Consider the following 16,999-nt stretch of genomic DNA (forward strand, 5'->3'; position numbering starts at 1 on the left):
TGGTTCTCTTATTGACACCGGGCCCGACACCCGGACCGACCCAGGCTGACTCGGGGGTATGACGCATGGCCGCAGGAGGCTTCTGCAAGCTGCCGAACGGCACGGTGGTGGTGGCACTGAACCTGCCCAGCCCCATCGGCCCGGACACCGGAGGCGTGCGCTTCCTCGTCCACGCCCGCAACCGGTCGCGCGCCCTGACCAGGCTGCGCAACCTGGGGTTGCGCCCGGTCTACCTGCGGGGCAACGCGGCCCCGCCGACCCCGGACGAGATCACCGCGGTCCTGCACCATCCGGACGGCCTGATATGGCGCACGGCGCCGGTCTCCGGAGCGGTGGCCGGCCCGGAGCGGGTCCAGGAGCTGTGGCATCCGATCCGGGCGCTGCTCAGACGCCCGGCCCCCAGACCCAGCGGGTGAGGGCGCCAGGAGCCCGCTACTGCACGACCGGCTTCCCGGACAGCTCCACCCCCGCCTCCCGCAGCTGCTCCAGGGCCCGCTCGGTGGTCTCGGGGGCGACCCCGGCGGTCAGGTCCAGCAGCACCTGGGTGCGGAAGCCCTCGCGGGCGGCGTCCAGGGCGGTGGCCCGCACGCAGTGGTCCGTGGCGATGCCGACGACGTCGACCTCGTCGATCTCCCGGGACCGCAGCCACTCGGCGAGCGGTGTGCCGTTCTCGTCGGCGCCCTCGAAGCCGCTGTAGGCCGCCGAGTACGCCCCCTTGTCGAAGACGGCGTCTATGGCGCCGGAAGCGACGGCGGGGGCGAAGTTCGGGTGGAAGCCGACGCCCTCGGTACCGGCGACGCAGTGCGCCGGCCAGGAGTGGACGTAGTCCGGGTTGTCGGCGAAGTGGCCGCCCGGCGCCACGTGGTGGTCGCGGGTGGCCACGACGTGGCGGTAGCCGGCGGGCGCCTGCCCGATCAGCTCGGTGATGGCGGCGGCCACGTCGGCGCCGCCGGACACCGCGAGGCTGCCTCCCTCGCAGAAGTCGTTCTGCACGTCTACGACGATCAGGGCGCGGCGCATGGTCGGTGTCCTTCGGCTGGGGCGGCTGTGGGGCGGGAGCGGGCAGTGGCTGGACGGACGGGGCTGAATCGGGCCTTGCGGGGCCGCACCTGCTTTAGCTACCCGACCCCTCGTGCCAGTACTCCGTCGGAATGACGGGTTCCCCTCGGGAGAGCTGGGTGGCGGAGAGCGGGAGGTTGGCGCGGGCGGCCGTGTGCCGGTCGCGGGCGGCGTCCAGCGGCTCGCGGGCGACCACCTCGCCGCCCTTGACCAGCTGGACCAGGAGCTGCCGGTCGGCGAGGGAGGCGGGCACCGGTCCGGTGCCGAGCACCTCCGCCTCGGCGTGCCCCTCGGAGTCCAGGCGACGGGCGGCCCACTTGCGCCCGCCGACGGACGTCTTGCCGCCGCTGGACTTCTTGGCCACCGGCACCAGCGGCGCGGCGTCGTCGCCGGCCGCACCCGACTCCGCGCGGGCTACCAGCTTGTAGACCATCGAGGCCGTCGGATGCCCGGACCCGGTCACCAGCTGCGTGCCGACGCCGTACGCGTCCACGGGCGCCGCCGCCAGCGAGGCGATGGCGTACTCGTCCAGGTCCGACGTCACGACGATCCGCGTGCCGTTGGCGCCCAGCTCGTCGAGCTGCTGGCGCACCCGGTGGGCGACCAGCAGCAGGTCGCCGGAGTCGATGCGCACGGCGCCGAGACCGGGCCCGGCGACCTCCACTGCCGTGCGGACGGCCTCGGCGACGTCGTAGGTGTCCACCAGCAGCGTGGTGTCCGCGCCGAGGGAGTCGACCTGGGCCCGGAATGCCTCGCGCTCGTTGTCGTGCAGCAGGGTGAAGGCGTGGGCGGAGGTGCCGACGGTGGGGATGTTGTAGCGGAAGCCGGCGGCCAGGTCGGAGGTGGTGGCGAAGCCGCCGACGTAGGCGGAGCGGGCGGCGGCGACGGCGGCCAGCTCGTGGGTGCGGCGGGCCCCCATCTCGATCAGCGGGCGGTCCCCGGCGGCCGAGGACATCCGGGAGGCCGCGGCGGCGATCGCCGAGTCGTGGTTGAGGATGGAGAGGATCACCGTCTCGAGGAGCACGCACTCCCCGAAGGTCCCCTCGACCCGCAGGACCGGCGAGCCCGGGAAGTACACCTCCCCCTCGGGGTAGCCCCAGATGTCGCCGCTGAAACGGTACTGCGCCAGCCAGTCCAGGGTCTCGGCGTCCACGATGTGCCGCTCGCGCAGGAAGCGCAGGACGTCGGGGTCGAAGCGGAAGTTCTCCACCGCGTCCAGGACCCGCCCGGTGCCCGCCAGGACGCCGTAGCGGCGCCCGTCGGGCAGCCGGCGCGTGAAGACCTCGAAGACGCTGCGCCGCCCGGCCGTGCCCGCCCTGAGCGCCGCCTGGAGCATGGTCAGCTCGTACTGATCCGTGAAGAGCGCCGTGGAGGGAACGTCGACCGGCAGCCCTAGGTCCGCTGTGTGCATGGCTGGATCGTACCCCCATTTCGTCACTCTGACGATTTGTAGGTGCGTGGCATGGCCCACAGGCCCGTTTGTGCGGGTGCCCCTCTGTGGTGGCAGCATGGGCCATGTGACGGCAGCCGCACCCATGGAGATCGAGAAGACCGAGCCGGCGGAGGAGGTCTTCTCCGTACCCGAGCCCGACGTGCCCTGGGTGACGATCGTGCACAACGACCCGGTCAACCTCATGAGCTACGTGACATACGTCTTCCAGTCGTACTTCGGCTACTCCAAGGACAAGGCCACCAAGCTGATGATGGACGTCCACCACAAGGGCCGGGCCGTCGTCTCCAGCGGCTCGCGCGAGGAGATGGAGCGGGACGTCCAGGCCATGCACGGCTACGGCCTGTGGGCCACCCTCCAGCACGACCGGAAATGACCCGCGCCCGCCCGTGCCCGCCCGCCCGCACCCGCCCACGCCCGTCCGCGGGACGGAAGTAGACGGAAGTAGCTGAATCGCCCCCATGTCAGGACAGTTCGAACCGCTCCCCGGCGGCGGCGCGGCCGTCGCTCTCGACGACGTCGAGATCTCGATCATCCGCTCGCTGGCCGTGCAGCTCCTGGAGCTGATCGGCCCGGGCCCCGCCGAGGACGCCTCCGACGACCCGCTCGCCGAGCTGTTCGCCGAGGGCCCGAGCGAGCCGCCCTCCGACCCGGTGCTGCGCCGCCTGTTCCCGGACGCCTACGGCGATCCGCAGGGCACCCCGCAGGCCCGGGAGGCCGAGGAGCAGCGGGAGTACTCCGCGGAGTTCCGCCGCTACACCGAGAACGACCTGCGGGCCGGCAAGCGCGAGGGCGCCCTCGCCGTGATCCGCGCGCTGGACGGCGTCGCGTCCGCCTCCGCCGGCGGGGGCGGGGCGGTGCTGAAGCTGTCGGCGGACGAATCCCGGCAGTGGCTGGGCACCCTGAACGACCTGCGCCTCGCCATCGGCTCCCGCCTCGACATCGCCGACGAGGACGACACCGACCTGCTCTACCGGCTCCCGGACGACGACCCGCGCAAGCCGATGGTGATGGCGTACCTGTGGCTGGGCGGCCTCCAGGAGTCGCTCGTGGCGACCCTGCTGCCCTGAGCGCGCCGCTCCGGCCGTCTCCGGGTGCGCCCCTCCACCGCCCCACCCGGTCACCCTCCGTGTCCGCTCAGCGGAGCCTCAAATCCGGATAACGATCCCGTCAAACCCGTGCCCTTTTTTGCACCCCGGGGGCGCCGTTTGTCCCCTTCTCCCTGTGGGGCACGTCACAGTCGGCCCCTGTGATCGTCGTCGCCGGCGTGGTAAATCTTCACGACCGCCCGGCGAACACCACCCGAATGTTCGGCCGGGTGCGCCACCGAGCCGGCGGACCGCCGGCCAGGCAACGAGCGGGATGTGAGGCCCGCTCAGCTCCATCATCCGGGGGGATCGAGACCCGATCCGCGGCCGAGAGAAGGTCCGGATCGGCATGGAGAAAGGCGCACCACACATGACCTCTGCGCAGGTCGACACGGACAAAGCCCCCGAAGAGGGCTACGAGCGCGGTCTCAACAGCCGCCAGGTCCAGATGATCGCGATCGGCGGCGCCATCGGCGTCGGCCTCTTCCTCGGCGCCGGGGCCAACATCGCCAAGGCCGGTCCCAGCATCATCCTCATGTACGCCCTCGCGGGCGTGATCATCTTCTTCATCATGCGGGCCCTCGGCGAGCTGCTCCTCTACCGTCCCGTCTCCGGCTCGTTCGCCGAGTACTCGCGCGAGTTCCTCGGCCCCTTCTTCGGCTACTTCACCGGCTGGACGTACTGGCTGATGTGGGTGGTCACCGGCATGGCGGAGCTGACCGCCGCCGCCATCTACATCCACTACTGGTTCCCGGACATCCCGCAGTGGGTGTCGGCCCTGGTCTTCCTCGTCCTGCTGTTCGTGGCCAACCTGATCTCGGTGAAGCTCTTCGGCGAGATCGAGTTCTGGTTCTCGATGGTCAAGGTCACCGCCATCATCGGCATGATCGTGATCGGCATCGGCGTGCTCACCCTCGGCTTCAGCCAGGCCGGCGACACCGCCGCCGTCTCCAACCTGTGGGAGTTCGACGGCTTCTTCCCCAAGGGCATCGGCTCGTCCCTGATGACCCTCCAGGGCGTCATGTTCGCCTACCTCGCCGTCGAGCTGGTCGGCGTCACCGCAGGCGAGTCCGAGAACCCGGAGAAGACCCTCCCCAAGGCGATCAACACGCTGCCCTGGCGCATCGCCCTCTTCTACGTCGGCGCGCTCACCGTGATCCTCGCCGTGGTCAAGTGGACCGAGTTCGGCGAGGGCGTCAGCCCCTTCGTGGAGGCCTTCGCGGTCATCGGCATCCCGGCGGGCGCCGGCATCGTCAACTTCGTGGTGCTCACCGCCGCCCTGTCGTCCTGCAACTCCGGCATGTACTCCACGGGCCGCATGCTGCGCACCCTCGCGGACAACGGCGAGGCCCCGAGGATCTTCAACCGCCTCTCCTCGACCCGGACCCCCGCCTTCGGCATCGCCGTCTCCGCCGTCTTCATGGGCATCGGCGTGGTACTGAACTACGTCGTCCCGGAGAAGGCCTTCGGCTACGTCACCTCGCTGGCCACCGCGGCCGGCATCTGGACGTGGCTGATGATCCTCATCAGCCACGTGCGCTACCGGCGCAAGGTCGTCGCGGGCCGCCTGCCCGCCTCGTCCTTCCCGGCGCCCGGCGGATCGGTGTGCTCCTACATCGCCATCGCCTTCCTGCTCTTCGTCACCTGCCTCGTCGCCTACGACTCCGAGGCCCGCGTCTGCCTGTACGTGATGGCGGGCTGGGCCGTCGCCCTCGGCATCGGCTGGGCGGTGCTCAAGAGCCGCAACCCGGCGGTCACCGAGCGGCGCGGCGACGCGGAGTTCGAGCAGATCGGCTGACAGACCGACTGACAGGATCGCCTGACCAGCGCGTTCATCGCGCGCCCAGGACGTCCGGTCGCCGGGGGCGTTCGTGGCGTCCCCGGCGGCCGCCGCTCAGGACGTCCGGCATACGGGCCGGTCCGTACCATCCCTCGGTACGGGCCGGCCCGTCTGCTTATCCTGGCCGCATGCTGACCATCACCCAGGCCCTGTACGACCAGATCGTCGCCCACGCGCGCGAGGACCACCCCGACGAGGCGTGCGGCGTGGTGGCCGGTCCCGTGGGCGAGGGGCGCCCCGAGCGGTTCATCCCGATGCTGAACGCCGCCCGCTCGCCCACGTTCTACGAGTTCGACTCGCAGGACCTGCTCAAGCTCTACCGCGAGATGGACGACCGCGACGAGGAGCCGGCGGTCGTCTACCACTCGCACACCGCGACCGAGGCCTACCCCTCCCGCACCGACATCACCTACGCCAACGAGCCCGGCGCCCACTACGTCCTGGTCTCCACCGCGGACGCCGACGGCGCCGGCGACTTCCAGTTCCGCTCGTACCGGATCGTGGAGGGAGAGGTCACGGAGGAGGAGGTCAAGGTCGTCGAGGCGTACTGATCTCGAACAGCGGACGAAATGGGTCCATCAGGTGAGATCACACTCCGGGAGCCGGACCGGGAATCGATACGATGAACCCATGGTTCTTCACGACGTGAGCGAGAAAGCGCCGGGCACGCTGCTCGTGGCGCGGCTGCACGTCGACCTGTGCAGGCTGAAAAGCGCCATCTGTTGATCATCCGCCGCCGCCGTCGGCCGTGAGCCGCGGCGGGCCGCCGTGTGCCGCCGCGCGCCACAGAACCCACTCCGAACTCCCGACAGGAGCCCTCAGCCATGGCCATCGAGGTCCGCATCCCGACCATCCTCCGCCAGTACACCGACGGTCAGAAGGCGGTGGAGGGCTCCGGGGACACCCTCGCCAACCTCTTCGCCGACCTGGAGACCCGGCACACGGGCATCCGGGCCCGACTCGTCGACGCGGACAACGGCGACCAGCTGCGCCGCTTCGTCAACGTCTACCTGAACGACGAGGACGTCCGCTTCCTGGACGGCGTCGAGACCAAGCTGAGCGACGGCGACAGCATCACGATCCTGCCGGCGGTCGCCGGCGGCGCGGCCTGATCGCCGATGCGTTACGACTCTCCGCTGGCCGCGGTGGGCAACACCCCTCTGGTGTGCCTGCCGCGGCTGTCGCCGTCCGACGACGTCCGGATCTGGGCCAAGCTGGAGGACCGCAATCCGACCGGCTCCATCAAGGACCGCCCCGCGCTCCACATGATCGAGCAGGCGGAGAAGGACGGCCGCCTCACCCAGGGCTGCACGATCCTGGAGCCGACCAGCGGCAACACCGGCATCTCACTGGCCATGGCCGCCAGGCTCAAGGGCTACCGGATCGTCTGCGTGATGCCCGAGAACACCTCCCGGGAACGCCGGGACCTGCTCGCCATGTGGGGCGCGGAGATCATCTCCTCCCCGGCCGCGGGCGGCTCCAACACCGCCGTACGGGTCGCCAAGGAACTCTCCGCCGAGCACCCGGACTGGGTGATGCTCTACCAGTACGGCAACCCGGACAACGCGGGCGCCCACTACGCCGGCACCGGCCCCGAGATCCTCGCAGACCTGCCCTCCGTCACCCACTTCGTGGCCGGACTCGGCACCACCGGCACCCTGATGGGCGTCGGCCGCTTCCTGCGCGAGCACAAGCCCGACGTGAAGATCGTCGCCGCCGAGCCGCGCTACGACGACCTGGTGTACGGCCTGCGCAACCTCGACGAGGGCTTCGTGCCCGAGCTGTACGACGCCTCCGTGCTCACCACCCGCTTCTCGGTGGGCTCGGCCGACGCGGTCACCCGCACCCGGGAGCTGCTCCAGCAGGAGGGCATCTTCGCGGGCGTCTCCACCGGCGCCGCCCTGCACGCCGCGATCGGCGTCGGGAAGAAGGCGGTGAAGGCCGGGGAGAGCGCCGACATCGTGTTCGTCGTCGCCGACGGCGGCTGGAAGTACCTTTCCACCGGGGTCTACACGGCGGCCACCACCGAGGCGGCCATCGAGACCCTGCACGGCCAGCTCTGGGCCTGACCGGGACCGGACCGGCGGGCGGCTACCGCGCGAGGTGACGGACCTGGTCCCACAGGACCGGGTCCACCACCCCCACCCGGCGCCGGAAGTCGCCCACCGGCACCCGCCGCAGCTCGTCGGTCTCCAGATAGCTCGTCCGCCCCCGCGCGTCCCCGACCGCGCCCGGCGGCAGCGCGATCACCCCGGCCCGCCCCTCCCGCCGCCGGCTGGTGATCTTCGCGACCAGCGCCCGCCGCCCGCGCACCGAGATCACCAGGCACGGCCGGTCCTTCGCGCCGTCGGAGTCCTCGTACGGCACGTTCGCCCACCAGATCTCCGCGGGCCGCGGCCGCGGCGCCCGTCCCCGCTGCCCCGCGGGCCCGGCCGGACGTCCCGGCGGGCGCCGGCTGCCACCCGGCCGGGACGGCGGCCGCCGCCCCCGCCCCCAGCCGTCGACGACCGTGGCGACGAGCGCGAGCAGAACCACCGCCGCGAAGGCGAGCCACCAGGACGCGTCCATACCCAGACGGTACCGGCGCGCACTCTCCCCGCGAGCCCCTTCCACGGCCCCGCGCGCCCCACATCCAGCCGAACCGGTGACACCGCAGGTGAGTTCGCCCACAACGGCCCACGGCGGAGGAGCGACCGAAGGTTTTGCGCCTTACGCTCGACGAACCGCACGACCCCCGTCTCTCCACACGCGCCAGCGGAGGTTTCTGCTTCATGAAGCTCACCGTCGTCGGCTGCTCGGGGTCGTTCCCGTCCGCGGAATCGGCCTGCTCGAGCTACCTCGTCGAGGCCGACGGCTTCCGGCTGCTTCTCGACATGGGCAACGGCGCCCTGGGCGAGCTGCAGCGCCACTGCGGTCTCTACGACCTCGACGCGATCTTCCTCAGCCACCTGCACGCCGACCACTGCATCGACATGTGCGCCTATTTCGTGGCGCGCTACTACCGGCACGACGGCGGCCGCTGCCCCCCGCTCCCGGTCTACGGACCCGAGGGCACCGAGCACCGGCTGACCACCGCCTACGCCGACACCCCCTCCGCCTCCTCGATGAGCGAGGTGTTCGACTTCCACACGGTCAAGCCGTCCACGTTCGAGGTCGGCCCGTTCACCGTGCACACCGAGCGCGTCGCCCACCCCGTGGAGGCCTACGCCATCCGCGTCGAGCACGGCGGCCGCTCGCTGACGTACTCCGGCGACACGGGAGTCACCCCCGTGCTGGACGAACTCGCCCGCGACACCGACCTGTTCCTGTGCGAGGCCGCCTTCACGCACGGCAAGGAGAGCATCCCCGACCTCCACCTCAACGGCCGCGAGGCGGGCGAGACCGCCGCCCGCGCCGCCGCCCGCCGCCTGGTCCTCACCCACATCCCCCCGTGGACCGACCCCGAGACCAACCTGACCGACGCGCGCGAGGCCTACGCCGGCGCGGTGGAGGCAGCGACGGCGGGTGCGGTGTACGAGATCTGAGGCGAGGCGGCCGCACACGGACGCGGCCGGCGGCAGGACATGCGCGAGGGCCCCGGAACCTTCACCGGTTCCGGGGCCCTCGTCATGCCGTACGGCGGACGCTCACGCCTTCGTGAGGTCCTCGACCTCCTCCTCGGGCTCGCGGCCCGGGGTCTTGAGGTTGAACTTGACGATCGCGAAACGGAACGTCACGTAGTAGATCGCCGCGAAGACGAGACCGATCGGGATGATCAGCCAGGGCTTGGTCGCCAGGTGCCAGTTGAGGGCGTAGTCGATGGCACCGGCCGAGAAGTTGAAGCCGGCGTGCACACCCAGGCCCCACGTGACGGCCATCGAGACGGCGGTCAGCACCGCGTGCAGCACGTACAGGACGGGCGCGATGAACATGAACGAGAACTCGATCGGCTCGGTCACACCGGTGACGAACGAGGTGAGGGCGAGCGAGACCATCATGCCGAGGACGGCCTTGCGGCGTTCCGGGCGGGCGGTGTGCGCCATCGCCAGCGCGGCGGCCGGCAGGCCGAACATCATGATCGGGAAGAAGCCCGACTGGAAGATGCCGGCCGACGGGTCACCGGCCAGGAAGCGGGTGATGTCACCGTGCACGACCTCACCGGCGGAGTTGGTGAAGTCGCCGAGCTGGAACCAGGCCACCGTGTTCACGAACTGGTGCATGCCGACCGGGATCAGCGCGCGGTTCACACCGCCGAAGAGGGCGGCGCCGCCGGAGCCGAGGCCGGTCATCCACTCACCGAAGTTGGAGATGCCGTCGCCGATGGGCTCCCAGACCAGACCGAAGAAGACACCCACCACGATGCCGACGAACGCCATGATGATCGGCACCAGGCGGCGGCCGTTGAAGAAGCCGAGCCAGTCCACCAGCTTGGTGCGGTGGAACCGCTGCCACAGCACGGCGGAGAGCAGACCCATGATGATGCCGCCGAGCACACCCGGGTCGTTGTACGTCGCGGCGACGTCCTCGCCCTGCTTGACCACCGCCTCGGTGACCGGGAAGGCCTCCAGGACCTTGCTGTAGACGAGGAAGCCGACCACCGCGGCCAGGGCGGTCGAGCCGTCGGCCTTCTTGGCGAAGCCGATCGCCACGCCTATGCAGAACAGGATCGGCAGCGAACCGGTGAGCGCACCACCCGCGTTGTTGAAGACGGCTGCGACCTTGTCCCAGCCCAGGCCGTCCTTGCCGAAGATGTCGTCCTGGCCGAGCCGGACCATGATGCCCGCCGCCGGCAGCACGGCGATCGGGAGCTGCAGGCTGCGGCCGACCTTCTGCAGCCCCTGGAAAAGACCGGATCCCCGCTTCTTTGCGGGGGCCGCCTTGTCGGTGGCGGTGCTCATACTTCCTCCATCGTGGTGGTCTACACCACTCAGTGGTGTAGACCTGTTTTAGCACGATGAAGGCGGCGTAAGGAACCCGTGATTCCGCTACCGCCGGGCTACGCGCCGTGCGCGCGTCGAAGGCCCCCGGACCGGTGTCCGAGGGCCTTCGCGAGACCACGCCTCCAAGAGTACGTGAGGTCTATCCCTTGGTGACGTCCTCCACCTCGTCCTCGGGCTCCCGCCCCGGAGTCTTCAGGTCGAACCTCGTGATCGCGAACCGGAAGACCGCGTAGTACAGCGCCGCGAAGCACAGCCCGATCGGAACGATCAGCCACGGTTTCGTCGCCAGGTTCCAGTTGATGACGTAGTCGATCAGCCCCGCCGAGAAGCTGAACCCGTCCTTCACCCCCAGCGCCCACGTCACCGCCATCGACACGCCCGTCAGCACCACGTGCACCGCGTACAGCAGCGGCGCGACGAAAAGGAACGAGTACTCCAGCGGCTCCGTGATCCCCGTCACGAACGACGTCAGCGCCACCGACAGCATCAGACCGCCGACCTCCTTGCGGCGGTGCGGCTTCGCGCAGTGCGTGATCGCCAGCGCCGCCGCCGGCAGCGCGAACATCATGATCGGGAAGAAGCCCGTCGTGAACTGGCCCGCGTCCGGATCGCCCGCCAGGAACATGTTGATGTCGCCGTGCACCACCGTGCCGTCCGGCTTCGTGTACGAACCGAACTGGAACCACATCGGCACGTTCAGGAACTGATGCAGGCCGATCACCAGCAGGGCCCGGTTCGCCAGCCCGTACACCCCCGCGCCCCACGCGCCGATCCCCGTCAGCCAGTCGCTGAAACTCTCCAGCGCGTCACCGACCGGCGGCCACACCCACAGGCACAGCGCCGCGAACACGATCGCCGTGAACGCCATGATGATCGGCACCAGGCGGCGCCCGTTGAAGAAGCCCAGCCAGTCCACCAGCCTCGTCCGGTGGAACCGCTGCCAGAAGTACGCCGTCAGCAGCCCCATCACGATGCCGCCGAAGACCCCCGGGTTCTGGAAGACGAACGCCGTGACCTCGCCGTCGCCGCCGGACGGTTGGCACCCGACCTGGGGCACCGCCGTCGACCCCTCCGGGCAGTCCTCCGGGAACTGCCGCAGCACGTTGTAGTAGACGAGGAACCCCGCCACCGCCGCCAGCGCCGTCGAACCGTCCGCCTTCCGCGCCATCCCGATGGCCACACCCACGCAGAACAGCAGCGGCAGCCCCAGCGAACCGTCCAGCAGCGCGCCGCCCGCACCGGTCATCACCTTCGAGACGTTCGACCAGCCCAGACCGTCGTCCCCGAACACGTCCGGCTGCCCCAGCCGGTTGAGGATGCCGGCGGCGGGCAGGACCGCGATGGGCAGCTGAAGACTCCGGCCCATCTTCTGCAGCCCCTGGAACGCCTTGTTCCAGCGGACCCGGGCGGCCCCGGCCGCACTGTCCGCGCTCATCCGCGCTCCACCCCGGTCTCCCTCCGGTCGTCCACCGGGCGTCATCCGGGCGCCGGTACACTGGTGTAGACCACCAGTCGACGCACGGCTCCGCCGTCGTGACGCCATCATTCGGTACCCGCCGCGTGACCGCTCGCGAAGCTGGGCCAACTGTGGGTTACTGCGACAAAGCGGTTCGGATCAGGGAGAGACGACATGGCCAGCAAGGCTGAGAAGATCGTCGCCGGCCTCGGCGGCATCGACAACATCGACGAGATCGAAGGCTGCATCACCCGCCTCCGCACCGAGGTCAACGACCCCGAGCTGGTCAACGAAGCCGCCCTCAAGGCCGCCGGCGCCCACGGCGTCGTCAAGATGGGCACCGCCATCCAGGTCGTCATCGGCACCGACGCCGACCCGATCGCCGCGGAGATCGAAGACATGATGTGAGCCGTGCGCGCACGAGGGCCCCGGACGCCGGCGTCGCCGGTGTCCGGGGCCCTCGTGCCGGTGCGGCTACTTGAACTTCAGCTCGGTGCCCTTGGGTACGACCTGGATGTCCAGATCGATCTGGACGGTGGAGCCGACCACCGCGATGCCGCGGGCCAGCATCGTCTGCCAGTCGATGGTGTAGTCCTCGCGGTGCAGCTCGGTGGTGGCCTTCACGGCCAGGCGGGTCTCGTCCTCCATGCCGACGCGGATACCGCCGTAGTTCGCGTCGAGGGACACCGTGCGGGTGACCCCGTGCAGCGTGAGTCCGCCCGTGATCGTCCAGGCGTTGCCGCCGCGGTGCACGAAGCGCTCGCTGTAGAACTCCAGGGTCGGATAGCGCTCCACGTCGAGGAAGTCGCCCGACCGCAGGTGGTCGTCGCGCATCTTCACGTTGGTGTCGATCGAGGCGGCGTCGATGACGACGTGCATCGCCGACTCCTCGATGGTGCGGCCGATCCGGATCGCGCCGGCGAACCGGTTGAAGCGGCCGTACACCTTGGCGAGACCGATGTGGCGGGCGGAGAACCCGATCCGGGTGTGGGCCTGTTCGATCTCCCAGTCGCCGGACTCGGGCAGGGAGAACGACTGCGACGTCTGGAGTGTGATGTCGCCCGGACCGGCCACACCCCGGTCGGCGGTGACCGGGACGGTGCCCCGGTACGGGTCGAACCCGTCGGCTGACACGTGCAGCCGGTAGTCGCCGAGCGGGACTGTCGCCACGACCCGTCCGTACGGGTCGGCCTGACCGCTCACCACCTTCTGGCCGCGGCTGTCGGTCACCGTGAAGTCGGCCTGGCCCAGTGGCTCGCCCACCGGGTCGACGACCCGGCACGTGAGCAGACCCGCGCCGGACGGCACGGCGAACCCGGCGGAACTCCCTCTTCGACGAGAGGGCTTACGCCGGTCGATGAGGCGGCTGATCATGGTGCGTTACCCCTATACGGTGGCGCTCCGCGAGCCGCGGTACGGAGTCGACCGCCGGCCCGAAACGGACGAACTTTCGATTCCTGCTCCGTATGAAGTAACCGTACAGGCAGATCCGGGGCCTGGTTCAACTGTGAACCAGGTGTCGTGTGAAGGGTGTCAACTCCTTCTGTGAAATTGGAACTTACGGTCTCAGCCGACCGATGACGGTCATCTCGGGGCCCGCCGATAGGCTCACCCGTATGTCACGAATCGACGGCCGCACCCCCCAACAGCTCCGCCCCGTCACCATCGAACGCGGCTGGAGCAAGCACGCCGAAGGCTCCGTCCTCGTCTCCTTCGGCGACACCAAGGTCCTCTGCAACGCCTCCGTCACCGAAGGCGTCCCCCGCTGGCGCAAGGGCAGCGGCGAAGGCTGGGTCACCGCCGAATACGCCATGCTGCCCCGCGCCACCAACACCCGGGGCGACCGCGAGTCCGTCAAGGGCCGCATCGGCGGCCGGACCCACGAGATCAGCCGCCTCATCGGCCGCTCCCTGCGCGCCGTCATCGACTACAAGGAACTCGGCGAGAACACCGTCGTCCTCGACTGCGACGTCCTCCAGGCCGACGGCGGCACCCGCACCGCCGCCATCACCGGCGCCTACGTCGCCCTCGCCGACGCGATCGCCTGGGCCCAGACCAAGAAGCTCATCAGGGCCAGCCGCAAGCCGCTGACCGGCACCGTCTCCGCCGTCTCCGTCGGCATCGTCGGCGGCGACCCGCTCCTCGACCTCCGCTACGAGGAAGACGTGCGCGCCGACACCGACATGAACGTCGTCTGCACCGGAGACGGCCGCTTCGTCGAGGTCCAGGGCACCGCCGAGGCCGAGCCCTTCGCCCGCGACGAGCTCAACACCCTCCTCGACCTCGCCGCCGCCGGCTGCACCGAACTGGCCGGCCTCCAGCGCGCGGCGCTCGACACGGCCCTCGAAAGGTAAAGGGCACGCCAAGGGCGCTTCAAGGAAAGGGCCCCACCGGCGCAACTCGCGGGCCCGGGACCGCGTCCCTAGCAGTACAGCGACACCACGGGCGTACGGCACCCGCCGTACGCCCGACGCCGCACCGCACACGGGCCGCCCGGCCCTGTCCCAGGGGAGGACCGAGACCCATGGCCGTGAGCCGCCACCGCAGCCATCGCCGCACCGCCACCGCAGTCGCCACACTGGCGGCCGTCGTCCTGACGGTCGGCCTCACCACCGGCTGCGACGCCGTCGACAAGGCACTCGACTGCGTCCGCACGGCCGACGCCATCGCCGACAGCGTCACCGAACTCCAGCAGGCCGTCGAGAGCGCCTCCGACGACCCGACCCAGCTGGAGAAGTCCCTCGACTCCATAGACAAGAACCTCGGCGAGATCGGCGACAAGACCGACAACACCGACGTCAACGATGCGGTCGACGCCCTCGGCAAGGCCGTCGACAACGTCCGCACCTCCGTGCAGGACGGCGACAACACCCCCGACCTGAGCCCGGTCACCGACGCGGCGGGCGAACTGACCAAGGTCTGCACACCGTAGTAGGACGGCAGAAGGACGGCAGTAGGACCGCAGAAGGGAAGGGTCCGGGGGGTCCGGAATACTTGCCCCCATGACCCGCCTCATCCTCGCCACCCGCAACGCCGGCAAGATCACCGAACTGAAGGCCATCCTCGCCGACGCGGGCCTGCCCCACGACCTCGTCGGCGCGGAGGCCTACCCGGAGATCCCCGACGTCAAGGAGACCGGCGTCACCTTCGCCGAGAACGCCCTCCTCAAGGCCCACGCCCTCGCCCGGGCCACCGGCCTGCCCGCCGTCGCCGACGACTCCGGCCTCTGCGTCGACGTCCTGAACGGCGCGCCGGGCATCTTCTCGGCCCGCTGGTCCGGCCGCCACGGCGACGACCGGGCCAACCTCGACCTCCTCCTCGCCCAGCTCTCCGACATCGCCGCCGAACACCGGGCCGCCCACTTCGCCTGCGCCGCGGCCCTGGCCCTCCCCGACGGCACGCAGCGCGTGGTCGAGGGACAACTGAGGGGCACCCTCCGCCACGCCCCCGCCGGCACGAACGGCTTCGGCTACGACCCGATCCTCCAGCCGGAGAACGACACCCGCACGTGCGCGGAACTGACAGCGGACGAGAAGAACGCCATCAGCCACCGCGGCAAGGCGTTCCGCGCACTGGTACCGGCGGTACGGGAGCTGCTGGGCTGAGGGCCGGAGAACGTACTGGTGCGGCCGGAGGGACTCGAACCCTCACGGGAGTTACCCCACTGGGACCTAAACCCAGCGTGACTGCCAATTCCACCACGGCCGCCCGGCGCTGCTGCCCGGCCATGCTACTGGCAGGGCAGCGCCGTCAGATCCCCAAATCCTTGATGATCTTGGCCACGTGGCCCGTGGCGCGGACGTTGTAGAGGGCTCGTTCTACCTTGCCCTGCTCGTCGACCACGATCGTGGAGCGGATGACGCCCATGTAGGTGCGGCCGTAGTTCTTCTTCTCGCCGTAGGCGCCGTACGCGTCGAGGGCCTTCTTGTCCGGGTCGGCGAGGAGGGTGACCCGGAGGGACTCGGTCTCGCGGAACTTGGCGAGCTTCTCCGGCTGGTCGGGGGAGATGCCGATCACGTCGTACCCCGCGCCCGCGAGCAGGTCGAGGTTGTCCGTGAAGTCGCAGGCCTGCTTCGTGCAGCCGGGGGTAAGGGCGGCAGGGTAGAAGTAGACGATGACCTTGCGGCCCTTGTGGTCGGACAAGGACACCTCGTTGCCGTCGGCGTCCGGGAGGGTGAAGGCGGGGGCCGGGTTCCCGGGCTGGAGTCGCTCGCTCATCGGGACAGCGTAACGGGGGGTCCTGACAGTGCGGAGAAGCCAGTAGCTGACAGACTGTCCAGGACAGTGACCGAAGACTTCGGAGGCGTACGGTGGCGGACACGTCGGACATCAGAACCCCGGCGCAGATCGAGGCGGACATCAAGCGCCGTCGCGAGGTGCTGGCCGAGACGCTCGACGAGATCGGGGTGCGGGTGCACCCGAAGACGATCGTGGGCGACGCGAAGGCCAAGGTCGCCTCCAGCGTCGACCACACCCTCGGGCGGGCGTACGTCCAGGCCAATCGGGTGGTCAGCGATGTGAAGTCGCAGTTCGTGGACGAGGAGGGCGCGCCCCGCCTCGAGCGGGTCGTGCCCGTCGCGCTCGTCGTCGTCGGCGTCGTGGGGCTGATCGCGCTCGGCGGGACCCGGCGGCGCAGGCGCTGACCGGGGCCAGGTAGGTTCGGGGCGTGAGCGACAGGAAGAACGAGCACGGCGCGGCGGACGACAAGCTGCCCATCCGGATGCTGCACGACCGCGTACTCGTGCGGCAGGACACCGGTGAGGGCGAGCGGCGTTCCGGGGGCGGCATCCTGATCCCCGCCACGGCGGCGGTCGGCAAGCGGCTGGACTGGGCGGAGGTCGTCGCCGTCGGGCAGAACGTGCGGTCCGTGGAGCCGGGCGACCGGGTGCTGTACGACCCGGAGGACCGCGCGGAGGTCGAGGTGCGGGGCGTGGGCTACGTGCTCATGCGCGAGCGTGATCTGCACGCGGTGGCCGCGGACCGGTTCGAGGGGTCGGAGGACTCCACCGGGTTGTATCTGTAGGCGGGCAGCGATTGAGCTGGGAGGGGCTGGTGACCGTTGTCACCAGCCCCTCCGCCCGTCGGACGGCCTTGTTTTGCTAGCTTGGGGACCCCGACGAGACGCGCCGTACCGGGTGAAGAAAAGACGACGCACCACCGTTCAGTTCGTTCACGGAGGTGCCTGTC

General features: G+C 70.2%; 22 protein-coding genes, 1 tRNA gene and 1 riboswitch. Of the genes, 15 read left to right on the forward strand and 8 right to left on the reverse strand.

All coding sequences use genetic code 11. The annotated features are described in order from the left end of the window. Positions 1 to 65: 65 nt before the first annotated feature. Positions 66 to 416 carry a hypothetical protein gene (locus IG94_RS0120545; RefSeq protein ID WP_031038807.1) on the forward strand — a complete coding sequence of 117 codons (351 nt, stop codon included), beginning with the start codon at positions 66 to 68 and terminating at the stop codon, positions 414 to 416. 16 nt (positions 417 to 432) lie between these two features. Here the strand turns inward: IG94_RS0120545 and IG94_RS0120550 are convergent, their stop codons facing one another. After that, positions 433 to 1,020, reverse strand: coding sequence for a nicotinamidase (locus tag IG94_RS0120550; protein ID WP_031038809.1), 588 nt, complete (start codon positions 1,018 to 1,020; stop codon positions 433 to 435). Positions 1,021 to 1,114: 94 nt separating this feature from the next. Beyond that, complete coding sequence (locus tag IG94_RS0120555) at positions 1,115 to 2,470, reverse strand: nicotinate phosphoribosyltransferase (RefSeq protein WP_031038813.1); 1,356 nt, start codon at positions 2,468 to 2,470, stop codon at positions 1,115 to 1,117. A 97-nt stretch (positions 2,471 to 2,567) separates the two neighbouring features. Here IG94_RS0120555 and clpS point away from each other — a divergent pair, with 97 nt between their 5' ends. The 7 genes from clpS to IG94_RS0120590 all read left to right on the forward strand — a co-directional run bounded on the left by clpS (position 2,568) and on the right by IG94_RS0120590 (position 7,506). Beyond that, positions 2,568 to 2,885, forward strand: a complete 318-nt coding sequence (gene clpS, locus IG94_RS0120560) for an ATP-dependent Clp protease adapter ClpS (RefSeq protein ID WP_031038816.1) — start codon at positions 2,568 to 2,570, stop codon at positions 2,883 to 2,885. An 85-nt stretch (positions 2,886 to 2,970) separates the two neighbouring features. Then, the gene (locus tag IG94_RS0120565; RefSeq protein WP_031038819.1) at positions 2,971 to 3,579 is read left to right on the forward strand and encodes a DUF2017 domain-containing protein; all 609 of its coding nucleotides are present in this window, start codon (positions 2,971 to 2,973) and stop codon (positions 3,577 to 3,579) included. A 388-nt stretch (positions 3,580 to 3,967) separates the two neighbouring features. After that, positions 3,968 to 5,395, forward strand: coding sequence for an amino acid permease (locus tag IG94_RS0120570; protein WP_031038822.1), 1,428 nt, complete (start codon positions 3,968 to 3,970; stop codon positions 5,393 to 5,395). 170 nt (positions 5,396 to 5,565) lie between these two features. Beyond that, complete coding sequence (locus IG94_RS0120575; RefSeq protein ID WP_031038828.1) at positions 5,566 to 5,988, forward strand: M67 family metallopeptidase; 423 nt, start codon at positions 5,566 to 5,568, stop codon at positions 5,986 to 5,988. A gap of 79 nt (positions 5,989 to 6,067) precedes the next feature. Beyond that, positions 6,068 to 6,163 (forward strand): putative leader peptide, encoded by a 96-nt coding sequence (locus IG94_RS44220; RefSeq protein ID WP_322784749.1) that lies wholly within the window; start codon positions 6,068 to 6,070, stop codon positions 6,161 to 6,163. A 98-nt stretch (positions 6,164 to 6,261) separates the two neighbouring features. Then, positions 6,262 to 6,549 carry a MoaD/ThiS family protein gene (locus IG94_RS0120585; RefSeq protein ID WP_031038831.1) on the forward strand — a complete coding sequence of 96 codons (288 nt, stop codon included), beginning with the start codon at positions 6,262 to 6,264 and terminating at the stop codon, positions 6,547 to 6,549. Positions 6,550 to 6,555: 6 nt separating this feature from the next. Continuing rightward, a complete protein-coding gene (locus IG94_RS0120590; protein ID WP_031038835.1) occupies positions 6,556 to 7,506 on the forward strand; it encodes a PLP-dependent cysteine synthase family protein in 951 nt (316 codons plus the stop codon). 22 nt (positions 7,507 to 7,528) lie between these two features. Here IG94_RS0120590 and IG94_RS0120595 read toward each other — a convergent pair whose 3' ends face one another. Then, on the reverse strand, positions 7,529 to 8,005 hold the full coding sequence (locus IG94_RS0120595; RefSeq protein WP_031038837.1) for a type II toxin-antitoxin system PemK/MazF family toxin: 477 nt from the start codon (positions 8,003 to 8,005) through the stop codon (positions 7,529 to 7,531). 203 nt (positions 8,006 to 8,208) lie between these two features. Here IG94_RS0120595 and IG94_RS0120600 point away from each other — a divergent pair, with 203 nt between their 5' ends. After that, on the forward strand, positions 8,209 to 8,961 hold the full coding sequence (locus IG94_RS0120600) for an MBL fold metallo-hydrolase (RefSeq protein ID WP_031038839.1): 753 nt from the start codon (positions 8,209 to 8,211) through the stop codon (positions 8,959 to 8,961). Between the two features lie 102 nt (positions 8,962 to 9,063). Here IG94_RS0120600 and IG94_RS0120605 read toward each other — a convergent pair whose 3' ends face one another. Together IG94_RS0120605 and IG94_RS0120610 are read right to left on the reverse strand one after the other, a co-directional pair. After that, a complete protein-coding gene (locus IG94_RS0120605) occupies positions 9,064 to 10,314 on the reverse strand; it encodes a PTS transporter subunit EIIC (protein WP_031038843.1) in 1,251 nt (416 codons plus the stop codon). A 181-nt stretch (positions 10,315 to 10,495) separates the two neighbouring features. Next, a complete protein-coding gene (locus tag IG94_RS0120610) occupies positions 10,496 to 11,791 on the reverse strand; it encodes a PTS transporter subunit EIIC (RefSeq protein WP_031038845.1) in 1,296 nt (431 codons plus the stop codon). A gap of 195 nt (positions 11,792 to 11,986) precedes the next feature. On the opposite strand from IG94_RS0120610, the gene IG94_RS0120615 reads away from it, so the two are divergent. Continuing rightward, on the forward strand, positions 11,987 to 12,220 hold the full coding sequence (locus tag IG94_RS0120615; RefSeq protein ID WP_030975226.1) for a PTS sugar transporter subunit IIB: 234 nt from the start codon (positions 11,987 to 11,989) through the stop codon (positions 12,218 to 12,220). A gap of 66 nt (positions 12,221 to 12,286) precedes the next feature. Here IG94_RS0120615 and IG94_RS0120620 read toward each other — a convergent pair whose 3' ends face one another. After that, positions 12,287 to 13,186 (reverse strand): YceI family protein, encoded by a 900-nt coding sequence (locus IG94_RS0120620; protein WP_031038847.1) that lies wholly within the window; start codon positions 13,184 to 13,186, stop codon positions 12,287 to 12,289. 242 nt (positions 13,187 to 13,428) lie between these two features. Between IG94_RS0120620 and rph the strand changes: the two genes are divergently transcribed. The 3 genes from rph to rdgB all read left to right on the forward strand — a co-directional run bounded on the left by rph (position 13,429) and on the right by rdgB (position 15,417). Continuing rightward, complete coding sequence (gene rph, locus IG94_RS0120625; protein ID WP_031038849.1) at positions 13,429 to 14,166, forward strand: ribonuclease PH; 738 nt, start codon at positions 13,429 to 13,431, stop codon at positions 14,164 to 14,166. A 170-nt stretch (positions 14,167 to 14,336) separates the two neighbouring features. Further along, positions 14,337 to 14,744 (forward strand): hypothetical protein, encoded by a 408-nt coding sequence (locus IG94_RS0120630; protein WP_031038851.1) that lies wholly within the window; start codon positions 14,337 to 14,339, stop codon positions 14,742 to 14,744. A 70-nt stretch (positions 14,745 to 14,814) separates the two neighbouring features. After that, positions 14,815 to 15,417 carry an RdgB/HAM1 family non-canonical purine NTP pyrophosphatase gene (rdgB, locus tag IG94_RS0120635; protein ID WP_031038853.1) on the forward strand — a complete coding sequence of 201 codons (603 nt, stop codon included), beginning with the start codon at positions 14,815 to 14,817 and terminating at the stop codon, positions 15,415 to 15,417. A 16-nt stretch (positions 15,418 to 15,433) separates the two neighbouring features. Here rdgB and IG94_RS0120640 read toward each other — a convergent pair. Further along, positions 15,434 to 15,520: transfer RNA gene (locus tag IG94_RS0120640), tRNA-Leu, on the reverse strand. A 42-nt stretch (positions 15,521 to 15,562) separates the two neighbouring features. Further along, the gene (gene bcp / locus IG94_RS0120645) at positions 15,563 to 16,030 is read right to left on the reverse strand and encodes a thioredoxin-dependent thiol peroxidase (RefSeq protein WP_031038855.1); all 468 of its coding nucleotides are present in this window, start codon (positions 16,028 to 16,030) and stop codon (positions 15,563 to 15,565) included. Between the two features lie 92 nt (positions 16,031 to 16,122). Between bcp and IG94_RS0120650 the strand changes: the two genes are divergently transcribed. Both IG94_RS0120650 and IG94_RS0120655 read left to right on the forward strand, forming a co-directional pair. Continuing rightward, positions 16,123 to 16,455: a DUF3618 domain-containing protein gene (locus IG94_RS0120650; RefSeq protein WP_031038857.1), complete on the forward strand. Its 333-nt coding sequence runs from the start codon at positions 16,123 to 16,125 to the stop codon at positions 16,453 to 16,455. Positions 16,456 to 16,532: 77 nt separating this feature from the next. After that, entirely contained in the window at positions 16,533 to 16,835 is a 303-nt protein-coding gene (locus tag IG94_RS0120655; RefSeq protein WP_230092806.1) for a GroES family chaperonin, read from the forward strand. 69 nt (positions 16,836 to 16,904) lie between these two features. Continuing rightward, positions 16,905 to 16,968, forward strand: a riboswitch (guanidine-III (ykkC-III) riboswitch). Positions 16,969 to 16,999: the final 31 nt, after the last annotated feature.

Source organism: Streptomyces olivaceus, assembly GCF_000721235.1.
GTDB classification, from domain to species: Bacteria; Actinomycetota; Actinomycetes; order Streptomycetales; family Streptomycetaceae; genus Streptomyces; species Streptomyces olivaceus.

What these genes read in the sequence shown, in the direction of transcription:
- IG94_RS0120600 (WP_031038839.1), top strand. Translation starts at nt 8,209, where the DNA reads ATGAAGCTCACCGTCGTCGGCTGCTCGGGGTCGTTCCCGTCCGCGGAA.
- IG94_RS0120570 (WP_031038822.1), top strand. Translation starts at nt 3,968, where the DNA reads ATGACCTCTGCGCAGGTCGACACGGACAAAGCCCCCGAAGAGGGCTAC.
- IG94_RS0120630 (WP_031038851.1), top strand. Translation starts at nt 14,337, where the DNA reads ATGGCCGTGAGCCGCCACCGCAGCCATCGCCGCACCGCCACCGCAGTC.
- IG94_RS0120550 (WP_031038809.1), bottom strand. Translation starts at nt 1,020, where the DNA reads ATGCGCCGCGCCCTGATCGTCGTAGACGTGCAGAACGACTTCTGCGAG.
- rph (WP_031038849.1), top strand. Translation starts at nt 13,429, where the DNA reads ATGTCACGAATCGACGGCCGCACCCCCCAACAGCTCCGCCCCGTCACC.
- bcp (WP_031038855.1), bottom strand. Translation starts at nt 16,030, where the DNA reads ATGAGCGAGCGACTCCAGCCCGGGAACCCGGCCCCCGCCTTCACCCTC.
- IG94_RS0120575 (WP_031038828.1), top strand. Translation starts at nt 5,566, where the DNA reads ATGCTGACCATCACCCAGGCCCTGTACGACCAGATCGTCGCCCACGCG.
- IG94_RS0120655 (WP_230092806.1), top strand. Translation starts at nt 16,533, where the DNA reads ATGCTGCACGACCGCGTACTCGTGCGGCAGGACACCGGTGAGGGCGAG.
- IG94_RS0120585 (WP_031038831.1), top strand. Translation starts at nt 6,262, where the DNA reads ATGGCCATCGAGGTCCGCATCCCGACCATCCTCCGCCAGTACACCGAC.
- rdgB (WP_031038853.1), top strand. Translation starts at nt 14,815, where the DNA reads ATGACCCGCCTCATCCTCGCCACCCGCAACGCCGGCAAGATCACCGAA.
- IG94_RS0120615 (WP_030975226.1), top strand. Translation starts at nt 11,987, where the DNA reads ATGGCCAGCAAGGCTGAGAAGATCGTCGCCGGCCTCGGCGGCATCGAC.
- clpS (WP_031038816.1), top strand. Translation starts at nt 2,568, where the DNA reads ATGGGCCATGTGACGGCAGCCGCACCCATGGAGATCGAGAAGACCGAG.
- IG94_RS0120610 (WP_031038845.1), bottom strand. Translation starts at nt 11,791, where the DNA reads ATGAGCGCGGACAGTGCGGCCGGGGCCGCCCGGGTCCGCTGGAACAAG.
- IG94_RS0120545 (WP_031038807.1), top strand. Translation starts at nt 66, where the DNA reads ATGGCCGCAGGAGGCTTCTGCAAGCTGCCGAACGGCACGGTGGTGGTG.
- IG94_RS0120555 (WP_031038813.1), bottom strand. Translation starts at nt 2,470, where the DNA reads ATGCACACAGCGGACCTAGGGCTGCCGGTCGACGTTCCCTCCACGGCG.
- IG94_RS0120605 (WP_031038843.1), bottom strand. Translation starts at nt 10,314, where the DNA reads ATGAGCACCGCCACCGACAAGGCGGCCCCCGCAAAGAAGCGGGGATCC.
- IG94_RS44220 (WP_322784749.1), top strand. Translation starts at nt 6,068, where the DNA reads ATGGTTCTTCACGACGTGAGCGAGAAAGCGCCGGGCACGCTGCTCGTG.
- IG94_RS0120565 (WP_031038819.1), top strand. Translation starts at nt 2,971, where the DNA reads ATGTCAGGACAGTTCGAACCGCTCCCCGGCGGCGGCGCGGCCGTCGCT.
- IG94_RS0120595 (WP_031038837.1), bottom strand. Translation starts at nt 8,005, where the DNA reads ATGGACGCGTCCTGGTGGCTCGCCTTCGCGGCGGTGGTTCTGCTCGCG.
- IG94_RS0120620 (WP_031038847.1), bottom strand. Translation starts at nt 13,186, where the DNA reads ATGATCAGCCGCCTCATCGACCGGCGTAAGCCCTCTCGTCGAAGAGGG.
- IG94_RS0120590 (WP_031038835.1), top strand. Translation starts at nt 6,556, where the DNA reads ATGCGTTACGACTCTCCGCTGGCCGCGGTGGGCAACACCCCTCTGGTG.